Annotated in this window: 13 protein-coding genes; 9 read left to right on the forward strand and 4 right to left on the reverse strand. The window is 61.6% G+C overall.

The genetic code is table 11. The features are described 5' to 3' along the window. The first annotated feature begins 2 nt into the window (after positions 1–2). From PMI21_RS17590 to PMI21_RS17560, 7 genes are all read left to right on the forward strand, one after another. Positions 3–1,004, forward strand: coding sequence for a polysaccharide deacetylase family protein (locus tag PMI21_RS17590; RefSeq protein ID WP_007937039.1), 1,002 nt, complete (start codon positions 3–5; stop codon positions 1,002–1,004). Then, positions 1,001–2,305, forward strand: coding sequence for an oligosaccharide flippase family protein (locus tag PMI21_RS17585; RefSeq protein ID WP_007937040.1), 1,305 nt, complete (start codon positions 1,001–1,003; stop codon positions 2,303–2,305). Before PMI21_RS17590 ends, PMI21_RS17585 begins: the two co-directional genes overlap by 4 nt. Next, entirely contained in the window at positions 2,302–4,221 is a 1,920-nt protein-coding gene (locus PMI21_RS17580) for a hypothetical protein (protein WP_007937041.1), read from the forward strand. Before PMI21_RS17585 ends, PMI21_RS17580 begins: the two co-directional genes overlap by 4 nt. A gap of 31 nt (positions 4,222–4,252) precedes the next feature. After that, the gene (locus tag PMI21_RS17575; protein ID WP_007937042.1) at positions 4,253–5,476 is read left to right on the forward strand and encodes a GNAT family N-acetyltransferase; all 1,224 of its coding nucleotides are present in this window, start codon (positions 4,253–4,255) and stop codon (positions 5,474–5,476) included. Next, positions 5,448–6,260, forward strand: a complete 813-nt coding sequence (locus PMI21_RS17570) for a ChbG/HpnK family deacetylase (RefSeq protein ID WP_007937043.1) — start codon at positions 5,448–5,450, stop codon at positions 6,258–6,260. Before PMI21_RS17575 ends, PMI21_RS17570 begins: the two co-directional genes overlap by 29 nt. A 57-nt stretch (positions 6,261–6,317) precedes the next feature. Then, positions 6,318–7,007: a hypothetical protein gene (locus PMI21_RS17565; protein WP_007937044.1), complete on the forward strand. Its 690-nt coding sequence runs from the start codon at positions 6,318–6,320 to the stop codon at positions 7,005–7,007. Between the two features lie 425 nt (positions 7,008–7,432). Beyond that, entirely contained in the window at positions 7,433–7,741 is a 309-nt protein-coding gene (locus PMI21_RS17560) for an addiction module antidote protein (protein ID WP_007937045.1), read from the forward strand. A 14-nt stretch (positions 7,742–7,755) separates the two neighbouring features. Here PMI21_RS17560 and PMI21_RS17555 read toward each other — a convergent pair whose 3' ends face one another. After that, positions 7,756–8,568 (reverse strand): class I SAM-dependent methyltransferase, encoded by an 813-nt coding sequence (locus PMI21_RS17555; RefSeq protein WP_007937046.1) that lies wholly within the window; start codon positions 8,566–8,568, stop codon positions 7,756–7,758. A gap of 93 nt (positions 8,569–8,661) precedes the next feature. After that, positions 8,662–9,564 carry a LysR family transcriptional regulator gene (locus PMI21_RS17550; protein WP_007937047.1) on the reverse strand — a complete coding sequence of 301 codons (903 nt, stop codon included), beginning with the start codon at positions 9,562–9,564 and terminating at the stop codon, positions 8,662–8,664. A gap of 160 nt (positions 9,565–9,724) precedes the next feature. On the opposite strand from PMI21_RS17550, the gene PMI21_RS17545 reads away from it, so the two are divergent. After that, on the forward strand, positions 9,725–10,741 hold the full coding sequence (locus tag PMI21_RS17545) for an alpha/beta hydrolase (protein WP_007937048.1): 1,017 nt from the start codon (positions 9,725–9,727) through the stop codon (positions 10,739–10,741). A 63-nt stretch (positions 10,742–10,804) separates the two neighbouring features. Further along, positions 10,805–12,232 carry a mechanosensitive ion channel family protein gene (locus tag PMI21_RS17540; RefSeq protein ID WP_007937049.1) on the forward strand — a complete coding sequence of 476 codons (1,428 nt, stop codon included), beginning with the start codon at positions 10,805–10,807 and terminating at the stop codon, positions 12,230–12,232. 64 nt (positions 12,233–12,296) lie between these two features. Here the strand turns inward: PMI21_RS17540 and ycaC are convergent, their stop codons facing one another. Continuing rightward, a complete protein-coding gene (gene ycaC, locus PMI21_RS17535; protein ID WP_007937051.1) occupies positions 12,297–12,923 on the reverse strand; it encodes an isochorismate family cysteine hydrolase YcaC in 627 nt (208 codons plus the stop codon). A 66-nt stretch (positions 12,924–12,989) separates the two neighbouring features. Then, positions 12,990–14,828: an amidohydrolase gene (locus tag PMI21_RS17530; protein WP_007937054.1), complete on the reverse strand. Its 1,839-nt coding sequence runs from the start codon at positions 14,826–14,828 to the stop codon at positions 12,990–12,992. Positions 14,829–14,842 lie beyond the last annotated feature (14 nt).

A 14,842-nucleotide genomic window follows, 5' to 3' on the forward strand; every position in this document is an offset into this window, starting at 1 on the left:
CCATGGCGATCAGACAACTATTAAAACGCACCAGTGGCTGGCTCTATCTCAACTCGCCGGTAGGCCGTCACCAACTGCACGGTGCCGGGGTGATCCTGATGCTGCACCGGGTGCTGCCCAATGACCGCGCCGCCGACCTGCCCCATCGCAACGAACTGTGCGTCGGACCGAAAGGCTTTGCTCACCTGCTGCTCTGGTTGAAAAAACACTTCGATTGCGTGCCGCTGATGGAAATTCTGCAACCCGGCACCGCCATGTCGGAGCGCCCCAAAGTCACGCTGACCTTCGACGATGGCTGGCGCGACAACGCGCTGAATGCCTTCCCGTTGCTGAAAAGGTATCAGATGCCGGCGAGCATTTTTCTCTCCACCGACTTCATCGGCAGCCGGCAACGCTTCTGGTGGGAAAGCCTGGGGGAAACCCTGTGGCACAGCCACGGTGAAAAAGCCCGGACGCACTTGATTGAATGCCTGCGACAGATCGGGCGACCGTTACCGGTGCTGCTCGATGATCTGGATGTGCAGCGCCGAAGCCTGGCGCTTTTGCATTTTCTGCAAAGCCTGAAAAGCCTGCCGCCGGGCGAACTGAACCGGCTCACCGATCAATGCCCTGAAGAATCGTTGCCCCAGGCGCTGGACTGGCATCAAGTGCGCGCGCTGGAAGCCAGCGGGTTGATCCGCTTCGGCCCTCACGGCGCCAGCCACACGATCCTCACCGAGCTTGACGATCAACACCTGGATGAAGAACTGAGCCGCAGCCGCAATGCACTGTTGAACGGCTGCAACCGGCCGCTGCCAGTCTACTGCTACCCCAATGGCGACCATGATGCGCGGGTGCGCGAACACGTGGCCGATCACGACTTTGCGTTTGCCCTGGGCACCGCCAGCGGGATTTACCGTGGCGTCGACGATCCATTGGCCTTGCCACGGATCGGCATCAGCCAGCGCACGGCACGCAATCCGGAGTTGCTGTCGTGGCGCATCTACCGCGGAGCCCGGCCATGAGTCGCAGCCACTACCTCAAACACCTGGCCCTGAGCATGGGCACCAAACTGGCAATGATCGGCTTGCGGCTGCTGCGCAACGTGTTGCTGGCGCGGATCCTGGGGCCCAGCGAGCGCGGCCTGTTTGCGCTGCTCAGTACCCTGCCCGACTTGATCAGCGCCGCCACCAGCGGCGGGCTGAACTCGGCAGTGGGTTATCAGGCGGCCAAGCAACAGCCGATGGGTTTGCTGCTGAGCCAGGTGCTGGTGTTCGGTTGCCTGCTGGCGGGTTTGCTGACGTTGCTGGTGGTGGCGCTGGTGCGCGAGTTCGGCAGCGAACTCGACATCACCACGCAACTGGGATTGCTCGCCTGGCTGTTGCTGCTGGCGGTGCCGCTGACCGTGCTCAAGAGCGGCCTGCTGACCTTGCACAACGCGTCGGGCGCTGTGGTGGCGTTCAATGCCTTGCGACTGGTGGAATCGCTGGCGCCACTGCTGCTGTTTATCGCCTTGTTCTGGATGTGGAAAGACGCTGCGCTGGAGGCGGCGCTGATCAGTTGGCTGGCCGGCATCAGCCTGGTGGTGCTGGCCGGTTGGGTCTGGCTCAACCGTGCGCAACCCTTGACGTTGCAATGGGACCGCGCCAGCCAGAAAGAACTGTTGCGCTACAGCGCCCGTAGCCATCCCGATTTGTTGTTCCAGCAAGTGATTCTGCGTTCCGATTACCTGTTCATCGGTGCCTTGCTCGGCAGCACGGCGTTGGGTCATTACGCCATGGCCAGTGCTGCCGCCGAGTTGCTGCTGATCGTCCCGGAAGCGGTGACCACACCGCTGATGAAACGCCTGCTGCAGCAAGACGAAGGCATGGAGCGCCTGACACCGTTGGCCCTGCGCCTGACCGCCACGGTGATGCTCGGTGCCTGCCTGACCATGGCCGTGATCGGGCAATGGCTGATCGTCACGCTGTTCGGCATTGCTTATCAACCGGCCTACCCGGCCTTACTGGCGCTGCTGCCGGGGCTGCTCGGTCTTTGCTATGCGAGCATCTTGCGCCTGGACTTGCTGGGCAAAAATCGCCCCGGCACGGTGTCGCTGCTGGTGGGCCTCGGCGCGCTGCTGAACCTGGCCCTGAACCTGTTGCTGATCCCGATATATGGCATCGTCGGCGCGGCGGCGGCATCGTCCATCGCCTACCTGGCGGTGACCGTCGCGCTGCTGGTGACGTACTGCCGGTTGAGCGGCGTACCGGTCTGGCAAACCCTGATCATCCTGCCCAGCGATGTGGCACCGATGCTTCAGATGCTGCAACGGAAATCGGCATGAAACGCCTGGTGCTGCTGTTGAGCCTGGGCCTCGGTTTGAGCGCGCAGGCGGCGCCCATGCGCTGGGCCGACATTCGCGACGGCAGCCTGTACCTGCAAGCGGATCGACCCGACACGTTGACTATCCGTTGGGTCCCGGCGTGGCAGGCCGATGCCAACGAAGAACACCTGTACCTGCTCGACGGCAACGGCAATCTGAAGGGCGATCGCCTGATCGCCGCCAGTGAAACCCGCGGCAAGCAGAGCTGGCCGCTGGCGCCGGGTGCCGCCAGTTATCGACTGGAAATTCCGGGCTACAGTTTCCGCCGCTACACCGTCGAACACGACGAACGCACCGTGGCGTTGTTCGCCCCGGCCAAGGTGCATTTCAGCGCCGAAACCCGTGGCGGCGATGAGCTGTATTTCAAAGTCGCACCGGGGGAACACGCGGTGCTGGCCGGCAAGTTTCACGGTGGCGTCAGCGCTCTGCTGGCCCAGCGTGTGGGCGATAACAAACAAGTGACGCTGGCACTGAAACCCTATCGCGCCTATTGGCAATTCGATCAGCTTGAACTACCCGTCACCCAGGACGAACAAGTCTGGCACCTGCGCCTGCAAGGCAGCGGCAAGGTCGCGTTCTGGCTCGATGGCACGGCAAACCTGTTCGCCCAGAATCCGCAGCAACTCAAGCCGCTGCGCGAGGACGATGGCCAGACCCGGTTGACCCTGCATAAAGAGACGCTCGGCCCGACCCCGAACCTGGGCATTTACTTGCCTTACGTGCTGCCGCCTCAATCCAGTTTCGCGGCGCTCGACGTCCTCAATCCTCAGGCAGGCTCCTATTACAGTTTCGTCGACGTCACCGCGCAAAATCCGCACTACGAAGATGCGTTCCGCCAGCTCTATCAGAACCGCTTCGGCATCACGCAGGACATCACGCTGTTGGCCGGCAGCCAGCGTCAGGCCGATCTGCGCGCCGACACCATGAGCAACGCCGGCCTCGACGCCTGGCTCGCCGCCACCCGCGCCCTCGGTGGCACCGGTACTCATTACATCGCGTTCGCCGACGAGCCGAACCTTAACTACTCGAGCTACGCCAACTACCAGGCGATCTTCAACAGCATGGCCCGACAAGTGCGTAGCGACCCGGCTAACGCCAAGGCCGGCATTCGTATTGCCATGCCCGCCAGTTCGCGCTTCGTCAACGGCCCGTTCACCGACGATGCCGCCGACAAGCGCGGTATCGATTGGGCACGGCGCCTGCTGGCCGAATCCGGCGAGCAGATCGACGCCCTCGCCTGGCATGAATGGATGGTTCGCGACCTGCTGGCGACCCGGGTCTATCGCGACAGCGTGCGCCGCGCCGCCGAACTGGTGGGCCTCGATGCCAAGGGCCGGCCACGCAAGGCCTTGCTGCTGGACCAGACCAACCTGTCCAGCGGCTCAAGCCTGAGCCCCTACGATCAGGAAACCCATTTCGCTTCGCTGTGGTGGGCCTCGGTGGTCATCAACTCGGCGCAGGACGGGTTGCTGGACATGCTCAACTGGTTCCAGGCCGCCGATGAACCGAACTACCCCAAAGGCATGGTGCGGGTGCTGGGCGGCGATCGTTTCGAGCTCAAACCGGTGGGCCTGGCCCAACAATTCATCCGGCAGCACTGGCTGAAAAACGTCATGCGCCTGGACAACGACGCCTTCGAAGTCGACGTGTTGGCGATGGCCACCGAGCGCCAGCGCAGCCTGTTGGGCGTCAATAAGGGCGCGCGCTTGCAGCGTGTCGATCTGGCCGGGGCGACCTGCCCGCTGACCAAGGGAGCGCTGGTGTATTTCGGTGCCGACAGCCGCAGTCGCGAAGGCAAATTCAACTGTCAGGACGGCCGCGTCAGCTTCGATCTGCCTGGGCAAACCTTGTTCGCCCTGAGCTGGAGCGCCTCATGAACGTCCATGAGTTATGCGGCGGCCTGAACCTATGATGGCTCGATTCGAATGGCGCACTTCGCTGTGCGCTCCGGACTTTCCGACAACCGCCTATGAGGGGTTGCGCTGGCGCGTGACGGACCATACACCGTTCAACACCCTCGCCTGGCTGCGCGCATCGGAACAGGCACTGGTTGCCGGGGAGCGCTTGCACGTTCTGCTCGGCTGGCACGGCGATGAATTGGCCTTGTGCCTGCCGTTGGTGGTATCCGTGGAGCACTTTGGCGGGCTACCGTTTCGAGTCCTGCATCACCTCGGTTATCCCCTCACCGATCGCCTGGCCCTGCTCAGCTGCCTCGATGCCGAGAGCATGCGCAAGGCGCTGGTGATCATTCGCCGTCGCGTGCCCCATGCAATGCTGCAACTCAATGAATTGTCCGAACCCACCGGCGAGGAAAGTGCGCTGACCACCTGGATGGCCCACAGCTCGACCGGCGAACGCCGCCTCAGTTGTCGGGTGCCGGTGCACCTGATCAGCGACGCCGACCACCAGGAAGTGTCCGGCGACCCGCGCTACAAACTGCGCCGTGCGCGTAAACGGATCGCGGCCTGCGGGGCCGAGGTCCGGCGGATAACCCCCGACACCGCCACCATCAGGCCACTATTGCGGACCCTCGGCAAAGTCGAAGCGCTGAGCTGGAAAGGCCTTCAAGGGGTGGGGATTTTCACCAACGACCGCTACCGGCAATGGATCGAGCAAGCCTTCACCGCCCTCGCCGAACAGGGACTGGTGCGGGTGGTGGTGCTGGAACTGAACGGGCGCTGCATCAGCTACCGTATCGGCTTGCTGGAACAGGGCCGGTTGTACGACTACAACCTGGCGTTCTTGCCGCAATACGCCGACCTGGGCAGCGGTCGCGTGCTGCTCGAAGAGTGGATCCACTGGGGGCTGGACGACAATTGGCACTGGGTCGATGCCTCACGGATCAGCCTGGAAAACTCCAGCCATCAACTCCTGGAACGCATGACCGGGCAACTGGAGCACTGGCGCTGGAGTTTCTACTCCTGGCGCCCCAGCGGCCTCGCTCTGGGGCTGGCCCTGCGACTCTGGCACCACATCAAACCCTGGTTAAAAAAATGGCAGGCCAGGCGTGCAGCAGCGCTGGTTGCTCCTACGCTTACACCTATGCAGGCGCCTATTGTCGCCAAAGACGCTGCACCCACCGAACAAGAAAGAGAGGGCAGCCATGCCTCGCCAAGTCATAGTCAACGCTGACGATTTCGGCCTCAGCCCGAGCGAAAACGCGGTGATCCTGGGCGCCTTCCACGCTGGGGTCATCAGTTCCGCGACCGCCATGGCCAACATGCCGGCCTTCGAAGCGGCCTGCGTCCTGGCCCGACAGCCATTGCTCAAGGGTCGGGTCGGGCTGCACTTCAACCTCACGTATGGCCGACCGTTGAGCCTGTCGATTCTCGCGCGTTCGACATTCTGCGACAGCCAGGGTGAGTTCGACCTCAGCCTGCCCCGCCACAGCCTCTGGCTCAACCGCCTGGATCGCGACGCGGTGCTGGAGGAACTCGAAGCCCAATGGCAACGCTGCCTGGACAACGGCCTGCACCCCAGCCACCTCGATTCCCATCAGCACGTGCACAACATCTGGCCCATCGGTGAAATCGTCGCGCGTTTTGCTGCTCGCCAAGGGGTGCCCGTGCGACTGGCGCGCGATCTGGGCAGTAATTTGAGCGTGCCCAAGCGAATGTTCAAGACGTTGCTCAACCATCGATTGAACAGCCTGTCCGGAGCGACCGCCCAGAACGTCTGCACCCCGGTCGACCTGCGCACCGTGGCGATGCCAATCGACGGCCTGCTGGAAATCGTCGTCCATCCGATCCATATCGGCGCCGATTTTGGCGATGCCTATCTGAATCCGGGTGAGTCGCTGAGCCATGTGCTGGAGCAGCGTCTTGCGGGTGTTCCGAGGGTGTCCTATGCCGTTGTGCCGAGAGCGTCCCAGGAGGAACCGCAATACCCGACCGAACTGCACCCGTTGAAATCCTGATTTATCGCCATCGAAAACGTTACTCACCACACCCTGGCTTCAGCCTCGGAGGACTTCATGAGCGTCATCGACAAGCTTAGCGAACGTATCAAACAAAAAGGCCTGCTCTACACACTCCAGACGCTCTGGAAGCGTTATGTGTACTTCCATCGGGAGCTGCTGTGGCTGGGGCGCGATCTGGTGACCCCGGTGGCGCCGCAAAATCTGCGGCCCTATTCGGGCTTGCGCCTGGTGAACATCACCCCGGAAAACGCCACGGCGTTCACCAAGTATTACGGTAACCGCGTCAAGGCCATGGCCGAAATCGCCGCCGAGGGCCACACCGGGCACATGTACGTGGATGAGCAAGGTGATGCCATCGGATTTATCTGGGGCAGTGCCAGGGACTACTTCGACCGGCACTATTACGGCTGCTGGTTCCGGATCAACCCCGGTGAGTTTTTCGAGTTCGGCGGTGAAATGATCCCGCTCTACTTTGGCACCAGCCTGTCGATGGACGCCCAGTTCAAGCTCTGGGACGCGATGCGAGCCAAAGGGTGCAACAAGATCGTCGACGTCTGCGACACCCGCAATATCCAGGCGATGAAAATGCACATCCGCATGGACTACCAGGAGCAAGGGCGCATCACCCACGTCTACGACCTGTTCGGCCGCTGGCGCTTCTTCCGCGAAACCTACTACAGCGCCTCACGGCTGACTGCACTGCGCAAACCGGAACAGCGGCCGGTGACGGCGGCGCAGGCGTGATTGGCTTCCGCTCCCACATTTTGCCGCATTTCCCTGTGGGAGCGGGCTTGCCCTAATGCCAGTCAGTTAAACAATTTCAGCCGCGACGCACTCCTTGTAGCAGCTGGCGAAGCCTGCGTTCGGCTGCGCAGCAGTCGTAAAACCATAACTGCGGTACGTCAGACAGATTGCATTCGTCGGACTCACGACTGCTTCGCAGCCGAACGCAGCCTCGCCAGGGCTCGACAGCTGCTACGGCCGAACGCAGGCTTCGCCAGCTGCTACAGATTGCATTACGGCTTAACTGACTGACATTAGGGCTTGCCCGCGATGGCGTCATGTTGCCTACGCAGTTCTGGGAAAAATACAGCCAACTCAAAAGAACCAACTGACTCCTCATGCCTGCGCTAACAGATACATTCGCACAGGAATGAGGAGCCAGAAGCATGAATCAAAAACTAACAAACTTCGACATGGCGGCACTGCTCGACAGTGACGAAGCCATCAGCGAATACCTCTCTCAGGTATTGGCAGACGGCGACAACGAAGAGTTTCTTCGTGCTATCGGCTATGTGGTAAAGGCCCGCGGCATGACACAAATTGCCAAAGATTCCGGAATGGGGCGCGAAAGCCTGTACAAGGCCTTCGCACCCGGGGCGAAACCACGTTTTGATACGGTTCTAAAGGTCATTCATGCCTTGGGCATTGATCTCTGCGCGCAACCAGGACACGCGGCAAATCACTCAACGCTCTGAAAATACCCCTGGCACTACGTTGCTCGCTTCACCGCCACCAACGTGTAACACAACGGCAACTGCGCTTTTTGCTGCTGATACCGATCGTAGAGCTCTTCGCGGTTGGAATGCGGGTACTCCTTGAAATGACTGATCTGCAACCCCGCCTCCACGGCACCGGTGAAGATGGCGCCCAGGGTGTGGACGAACCAGTAGGACGCCGAGGCCTGCTGTTCGACTTTGCCTTCGTAGACGATCGGTTGGTCCTGGACGAAAGGCTCGCTGCGGAAATACGAGCTGTCCGGGCGATAGGGATCGGCTGACTCGGGGTCGAACATTTCCAGGAACGGGTGGGTTTCGTAAATCACCAGGCTGCCGCCGGGCTTGAGGGTTTGCGCGACATGGCGCAAGAACTCGCCGATGTCCGGCATCCAGTTCAATACGCCGATGGTGATCAGCGCCACGTCGAAACGCTGATGAAGTTCCGTCGGCAGGTGATGGATGTCAGCCTCGATGAATTCGGGCTGATGAGGCGAACGGGATGCCAGCTCCCGGGCCTGATCGAGAAAGGCCCCGGACTGGTCGACGCCCACCACGCTGCGGGCACCCAGCGCAAACAGCGAAAGACTTTCCCGGCCATTGTTGCAGCCCAGTTGCACCACATCCTTGCCGTCGACACCGACCTGTTGGAGCAACCCGGTGAGGGTGTCATCCAGGCAGGAAAAATCGCCATGGCTCACGGCACTCAAACGGGCCTGCCACTCGGGGGTACCTTTGTGGTGTTGGGCGGAGTCATTCCATGCATCGCGATTGCTGGCGATGGCTTTTTCTTTTGTCGGCATTTCCATTGCACGCTCCAGATTCCGGGCCTTTGATTGACCGGCACGAGTCTAGATCAGCGTCAGGAAAAACCACATCAGGGGTTTGTTGCGATCTTGTAATCACCGATGACGCGAGCCCTCTTGCTGATTCAACCGCTCACGCAAGAACTCGATCAGCGCCTGCACCGGCCGCGAGGCCTGACGATGCTGCGGGTAGACCGCCGACAAGGTCAGCGGCTCGGGGCGGAAATCATCCAGCACCGGCACCAGCCGGCCGTCCTCCAGGGCCGAGCCGACGATGAAGCTCGGCAAGTACGTGATGCCCATGCCGGCGATGGCCGCGTCCTTGAGCAGTTCACCGTTGTTGACCCGCATCCGCCCGGTGACGTTGACGGTCAGCGGTTTGCCCCGCCCTTCGAACCGCCATTGCACCTGGCGGCCATGGCCGTAGGGCAGGCAATCATGGGTGTACAAATCCTCGGGTTTGAGCGGTGTGCCACGCTCGGCCAGATACGCCGGGCTGGCGCAGTACACCCGCTCGATGACGGCGATGCGGCGGGCGATCAGGGTCGAGTCCTCCAGCACGCCGATGCGCAAGGCCAAATCGTATCCTTCGCCGAGCAAGTCCACCGGCCGATCGCTCAGGTCGACCTCCACGGTGACATCGCGATAACGCTGCAAAAATACCGGCAGCAAACAGCCCAAATGTGCCACGGCAAACGACAACGGTGCACTCAGGCGAACGGTGCCGCGAGGCTCGATGGTCTGGCCAGCGATGCCCTGCTCCACTTGCTCGACTTCACTGAGCAGGCGCAGGGCCGATTCGTAATAACTCTGCCCCAGCGGGGTGACGTCCAGCCGTCGGGTGGAGCGATTGAGCAGGCGCACGCCGAGGCGCTCTTCGAGTTGCATCAGGCGGCGGCTGACGAATTGCTTGGACAGGCCCAATTGATCGGCTGCCGCCGTGAAGCTGCCGGAGTCCATGACCTGGCAAAAAATACGCATGTCTTCGAACGGATTCATTGTCACTCTCTGGTTGACAGTTAATCGCTTTATAGCCGCTTTTTCACTTTCCGGCATCTCATTAATCTGTGCTCACGGTGTTGCTGAGGCCTGACCCCCAGCGCCACAGCAGCCCGATCCCAAGGCATAAAAACTCAAACGATTTAAAAAGGATTTGCACATGAACATCAAGAAAACCCTCGCCGCTTCCGTCCTCGCCCTGTCCATCGGCAACGCATTCGCCGCCGGCAGCCCCGGTGTCGAACACAACACCCAGGCCTTCCTCGATGCCCTCGCCGCCGGCGGTGGCAAACCGCTGGAACAGCTGAGCCCGAAAGACGCCCGCGCGGTGCTGACCGGCGCCCAGGCTTCGGTGAAGGTTGATCTGTCGGGTGTTGAAATCAGCGACAAGGCGATCAAAGTCGATGGCCAGACCATCAACTTGAAAGTGGTGCGTCCGGCCAAGGTCAAGGGCGAGTTGCCGGTGTTCATGTTCTTCCACGGTGGCGGCTGGGTATTGGGCGACTTCCCGACTCACCAGCGCCTGATCCGAGACCTGGTAGTGGGCTCCGGCGCAGTCGCGGTATACGTCGACTACACGCCGTCGCCGGAAGCGCAATACCCGACCGCCATCAACCAGGCCTACAGCGCGACGAAATGGGTGGCCGAGCATGGCAAAGAGATCGGTGTCGATGGCAAGCGACTGGCGGTGGCCGGCAACAGCGTCGGCGGCAACATGGCGGCGGTCGTGGCGCTGATGGCCAAGGAGCAGAACACCCCTGCCCTGCGCTTCCAGCTGTTGATGTGGCCGGTGACCAACGCACAGTTCGACGACGGCTCGTACCAGCAATTCGCCGAGGGGCACTTCCTCACCAAAGGGATGATGCAGTGGTTCTGGGACAACTACACCACCAACCCGGCCGAGCGTGCGCAGATTCATGCCTCGCCGCTCAACGCCAGCGCCGAACAACTCAAGGGCCTGCCTGCCGCACTGGTGCAGACCGCCGAATTCGACGTGCTGCGTGACGAAGGCGAAGGCTACGCCCGCCACCTCGATGCGGCCGGTGTGCCGGTGACCTCGGTGCGCTACAACGGGATGATTCATGACTTTGGCCTGCTCAATCCGCTGAACCGGATTCCGGAAGTCAAAGCGGCGGTACGTCAGGCCGCGGCCGAGCTCAAGACGCATCTGAACTAAGCCCAACCTCTCGCCACACCCCAGGGTGTGGCGAGTTTTTTTGTGCCCGTTGGAGTGCAATCCATGAGCCTTTTCTCTGCCCACCTGTTGCCTTGGAGCGCCCTGCTGCTGGTGCTCGACGCTCTGCTCTGGCACCTCGTCCCGTTCAAACATCGCGCGCCAAAGGTCGGTGTGCGGCTGGTGCTGTTTCTGGTGTTCAGTGCGCTGGTCATCAACGCCGGCGTCAGCCCGTTGCAGGCGCCGTTGTTTGCCGATGACCCGGTGGCGCAACTCGGTGCGACAGCGCTGGGGATTCTCTGGTGGCTGTATGCCGCACGGGTGCTCACGGAAGTGTTCGGTCTGGTGCTGATGCGCCGCATAGGTCACAGCGGCCGTTTGTTGCAGGACGTTATCGGTGCGCTGGTGTTTCTGGCCTCCATCGTCGCGGCCGCCGGTTATGTGCTGGATCTGCCGGTCAAAGGCCTGCTCGCGACGTCCGGCGTGTTCGCCATCGTGGTCGGTCTGGCGTTGCAGAGTACGTTGGCCGACGTGTTCTCCGGCATCGTGCTCAACACCACCAAGCCCTATCAGGTGGACGACCTTGTCGTTATCGATGGCGTCGAGGGTAAAGTGCTGGACATCAATTGGCGCGCCACGCACCTGTTGAGCAGCGCCGGCACGATGGCCGTGGTGCCGAACTCGGTAGCGGCCAAGGCCAAGATCGTCAACCTCAGCCGCCCGAACAACCTGCACGGGGTGTCGATCAGCATCAAGGTGGCGAACCACATCCGCCCACGCCGGGTGCTCGACGCCCTCGACCGCACGCTGCAAGGCAGCAGCAGCCTGTTGCTGAACCCGGCCCCCAAAGCGGTGTTGAAAGAGGCCGGTGAAGAGATGTCCGAATACGTGGCCAGCGGTTTCATCGCCGAGCTGGGCAAGAAAAGCGACGTGCGCAATCAACTGTTCGACCTCGCCCATCGCCATCTGGAAGCGGCCGGCATCTCGCGACACCCCGACGGCGTGATCGAACCCTCGACCCGCGCCCGCGCGCTGCTCGATGAAGTGAAGATCTTCCGCTCGCTGAGCCATGAGGAACGTGATCGCCTCGCCGAATCGATGGTCGCGCAACAATACGCCGCAGGCCAGGTGGTGCTGGGACTGGATGAAGTGCCGGACAGCCTGTTCGTGATCGCCACCGGCGTCGTCAGTGCCAGCGTGCCGGACGGCAATGGTTTCACCGAGGCCGGTCGCATGGGGCCGAGCGAAGTCATGGGCGAACAGAGCATCCTGGCCGATACGCCGTCGCAGGCGACGTTCACCGCGCTGACGTCTTCGATCATCTACCGTCTCGACAAGAACCTGACCCGCCAGTGCATGGAACAGCGCAGCGAAGTGGGCCGGGCGTTGGACAAGTTGCAGGCGGTGCGGCAGCAGAACAGTCGGCTGGCGTTGATGGCCAAACCGGCACCGATCAGCAGAGGTGGTTTTTTGGGATGGCTGCAGAAGCGCTGATGTATCGGACATTCGATCAGCACAAAAAAATGCCCGCACATTGCGGGCATTTTTCTTCAGCATCTTACTTGGCAGTGAACTTGGTGTAGCTGTTGATCAGGTTGCGGTAGTTCGGCAGACGCTGGGACAGCAGGTTGGCCAGGCCTTCCATGTCGTTGCGCCAATCAACTTGCAGCTCGCACGCCACGGCGAACCAGTTCATCAGGTGTGCACCCGCCGCCGACATCCGCGCCCACGCTGCTTGCTGCACGGTTTCGTTGAAGGTGCCGGAAGAATCGGTTACCACGAACACTTCAAAACCTTCGGCCAGCGCCGACAGGGTCGGGAACGCCACGCAGACGTCAGTCACCACGCCGGCGATGATCAGTTGCTTGCGGCCGGTAGCCTTGATTGCCTTGACGAAGTCTTCGTTGTCCCAGGCATTGATCTGGCCTGGACGCTGAATGAACGGCGCGTCCGGGAATTGCTCGCGCAGTTCAGGCACGATCGGGCCGTTCGGGCCTGCGTCGAAACTGGTGGTGAGGATAGTCGGCAGGTTGAAGAACTTGGCGATGTCGCCCAGGGCCAGCACGTTGTTCTTGAATTCGTTGGGCGAGAAATCCTGCACCAGCGAAATCAGGCCGGTCTGGTGATCGACCAACAGTACAACGGCGTCATCTTTGTTCAGACGTTTGTAAGGTACGTTGCTCATGTAAAACTCCTCGGAGGGTGGCGATATGAAGCGTCGACCATGATGGCCGACGCTGTGTTGCAAGATTCAGAACGCGAAGCAGGAACAGCCGAAGGCGCCCCAGAAACCGGCGAAATCACTCACCGGCACGTTCGACATACGGGCCTTCTCATGGCTGTGGGTATGCACGGCGCACGGGCCGCTGCACTGGTGCACCTGCGCCTGCATCGGCGCGTTCGGCCGCCAGTGCCCCGGAACTTTCGCCACCGGCGACCAGTCCGGCAGGACCGGCAGGCTGACAGGCCCGAGTTTTTCGAAGTCGCCGGCGGCGTACACCACCTTGCCGCCGACCACGGTCAGTACCGACTCGATCCACTTGATCGCTTCTTCCTCGACGCTGAAGAAGTCCGCGCTCAGCGCCGCCAGATCCGCCAATTGTCCGACCTTGATCAGGCCTTTCTTGCCCTGTTCCGACGAGAACCAGGCACTGCCATGAGTGAACAGTTCCAGTGCAGTGGTGCGCGGCAAGCCTTCCTCGTACAACGCCAAGCCACCGACAGTGCGGCCACTGACCATCCAGTACAGCGAGGTCCATGGATTGTAGCTGGACACTCGCGTGGCATCGGTGCCGGCGCCGACCGGTACGCCCTCGGCGAGCATGCGCTTGATCGGCGGTGTAGATTCGGCGGCCTGCTTGCCATAGCGGTCGACAAAATACTCACCCTGGAACGCCATCCGGTCCTGGATCGCAATACCACCGCCCAGCGCCCTCACCCGCTCGATGTTCTGCGGAGTAATGGTTTCGGCGTGGTCGAAGAACCATGGCAGGCCGTTGAACGGAATATCGCGGTTGACCTTCTCGAACACGTCGAGCATGCGACTGATCGATTCGTTGTAAGTCGCGTGTAGACGGAACGGCCAGCGCTGTTCCACCAGATGGCGGACCACCGGTTCCAGCTCCTGCTCCATTGTCTGCGGCAGGTCCGGACGCGGTTCGAGGAAGTCTTCGAAATCCGCCGCCGAGAACACCAGCATCTCGCCGGCGCCGTTGTGCCGCAGGAAGTCGTCGCCCTGATGCAACTTGACGCTGCCGGTCCAATTCTGGAAATCGGTCAGCTCTTCCTTCGGTTTCTGGGTGAACAGGTTGTAGGCGATGCGGATGGTCAGTTGCTCGTCCTTGGCCAACTGCTCGATCACCTGATAATCGTCCGGGTAATTCTGGAAACCACCACCGGCATCGATCGCGCTGGTCAGGCCGAGGCGGTTGAGCTCACGCATGAACTGGCGGGTCGAGTTGACCTGATATTCCAGCGGCAGCTTCGGCCCCTTGGCCAGGGTCGAGTACAGAATCATTGCATTGGGCCGCGCGACCAGCATGCCGGTCGGGTTGCCGTTGGCATCACGCACGATTTCGCCACCCGGTGGGTTCGGCGTGTCGCGGGTGTAACCAGCAACCCGCAATGCAGCGCGATTGAGCAAGGCGCGGTCGTACAAATGCAGCACGAACACCGGAGTATCTGGCGCCGCCTGGTTGAGCTCTTCCAGGGTCGGCATACGTTTTTCGGCGAACTGGAATTCGTTCCAGCCACCGACCACCCGCACCCATTGCGGCGTCGGTGTGCGGTCGGCTTGCTCCTTGAGCATGCGCAAGGCATCGGCCAGGGACGGCACGCCTTCCCAGCGCAGTTCGAGGTTGTAGTTCAAACCGCCACGGATCAGGTGCAGGTGCGAATCGTTGAGGCCAGGGATAACACAGCGGCCCTTGAGGTCGATCACCTGGGTGCCCGAGCCGCGCAGGGCCATGGCCTCGGCGTCGGTGCCGACCGCGACGAAGCGGCCATCGCGGATCGCCACGGCGCTGGCGAGGGGTTTTTCGCGGTCTACGGTATGAAATTGGCCATTGAACAGAATCAGATCGGCGTTCATCGCAGTTCCTTCGT

Source organism: Pseudomonas sp. GM18 (assembly GCF_000282195.1).
Lineage (GTDB): Bacteria > Pseudomonadota > Gammaproteobacteria > Pseudomonadales > Pseudomonadaceae > Aquipseudomonas.

Excerpts from the sequence above, each read along its gene's own strand:
- PMI21_RS17590 (WP_007937039.1), top strand. The coding sequence starts at position 3 with ATGGCGATCAGACAACTATTAAAACGCACCAGTGGCTGGCTCTATCTC.
- PMI21_RS17585 (WP_007937040.1), top strand. The coding sequence starts at position 1,001 with ATGAGTCGCAGCCACTACCTCAAACACCTGGCCCTGAGCATGGGCACC.
- PMI21_RS17580 (WP_007937041.1), top strand. The coding sequence starts at position 2,302 with ATGAAACGCCTGGTGCTGCTGTTGAGCCTGGGCCTCGGTTTGAGCGCG.
- PMI21_RS17575 (WP_007937042.1), top strand. The coding sequence starts at position 4,253 with ATGATGGCTCGATTCGAATGGCGCACTTCGCTGTGCGCTCCGGACTTT.
- PMI21_RS17570 (WP_007937043.1), top strand. The coding sequence starts at position 5,448 with ATGCCTCGCCAAGTCATAGTCAACGCTGACGATTTCGGCCTCAGCCCG.
- PMI21_RS17565 (WP_007937044.1), top strand. The coding sequence starts at position 6,318 with ATGAGCGTCATCGACAAGCTTAGCGAACGTATCAAACAAAAAGGCCTG.
- PMI21_RS17560 (WP_007937045.1), top strand. The coding sequence starts at position 7,433 with ATGAATCAAAAACTAACAAACTTCGACATGGCGGCACTGCTCGACAGT.
- PMI21_RS17555 (WP_007937046.1), bottom strand. The coding sequence starts at position 8,568 with ATGGAAATGCCGACAAAAGAAAAAGCCATCGCCAGCAATCGCGATGCA.
- PMI21_RS17550 (WP_007937047.1), bottom strand. The coding sequence starts at position 9,564 with ATGAATCCGTTCGAAGACATGCGTATTTTTTGCCAGGTCATGGACTCC.
- PMI21_RS17545 (WP_007937048.1), top strand. The coding sequence starts at position 9,725 with ATGAACATCAAGAAAACCCTCGCCGCTTCCGTCCTCGCCCTGTCCATC.
- PMI21_RS17540 (WP_007937049.1), top strand. The coding sequence starts at position 10,805 with ATGAGCCTTTTCTCTGCCCACCTGTTGCCTTGGAGCGCCCTGCTGCTG.
- ycaC (WP_007937051.1), bottom strand. The coding sequence starts at position 12,923 with ATGAGCAACGTACCTTACAAACGTCTGAACAAAGATGACGCCGTTGTA.
- PMI21_RS17530 (WP_007937054.1), bottom strand. The coding sequence starts at position 14,828 with ATGAACGCCGATCTGATTCTGTTCAATGGCCAATTTCATACCGTAGAC.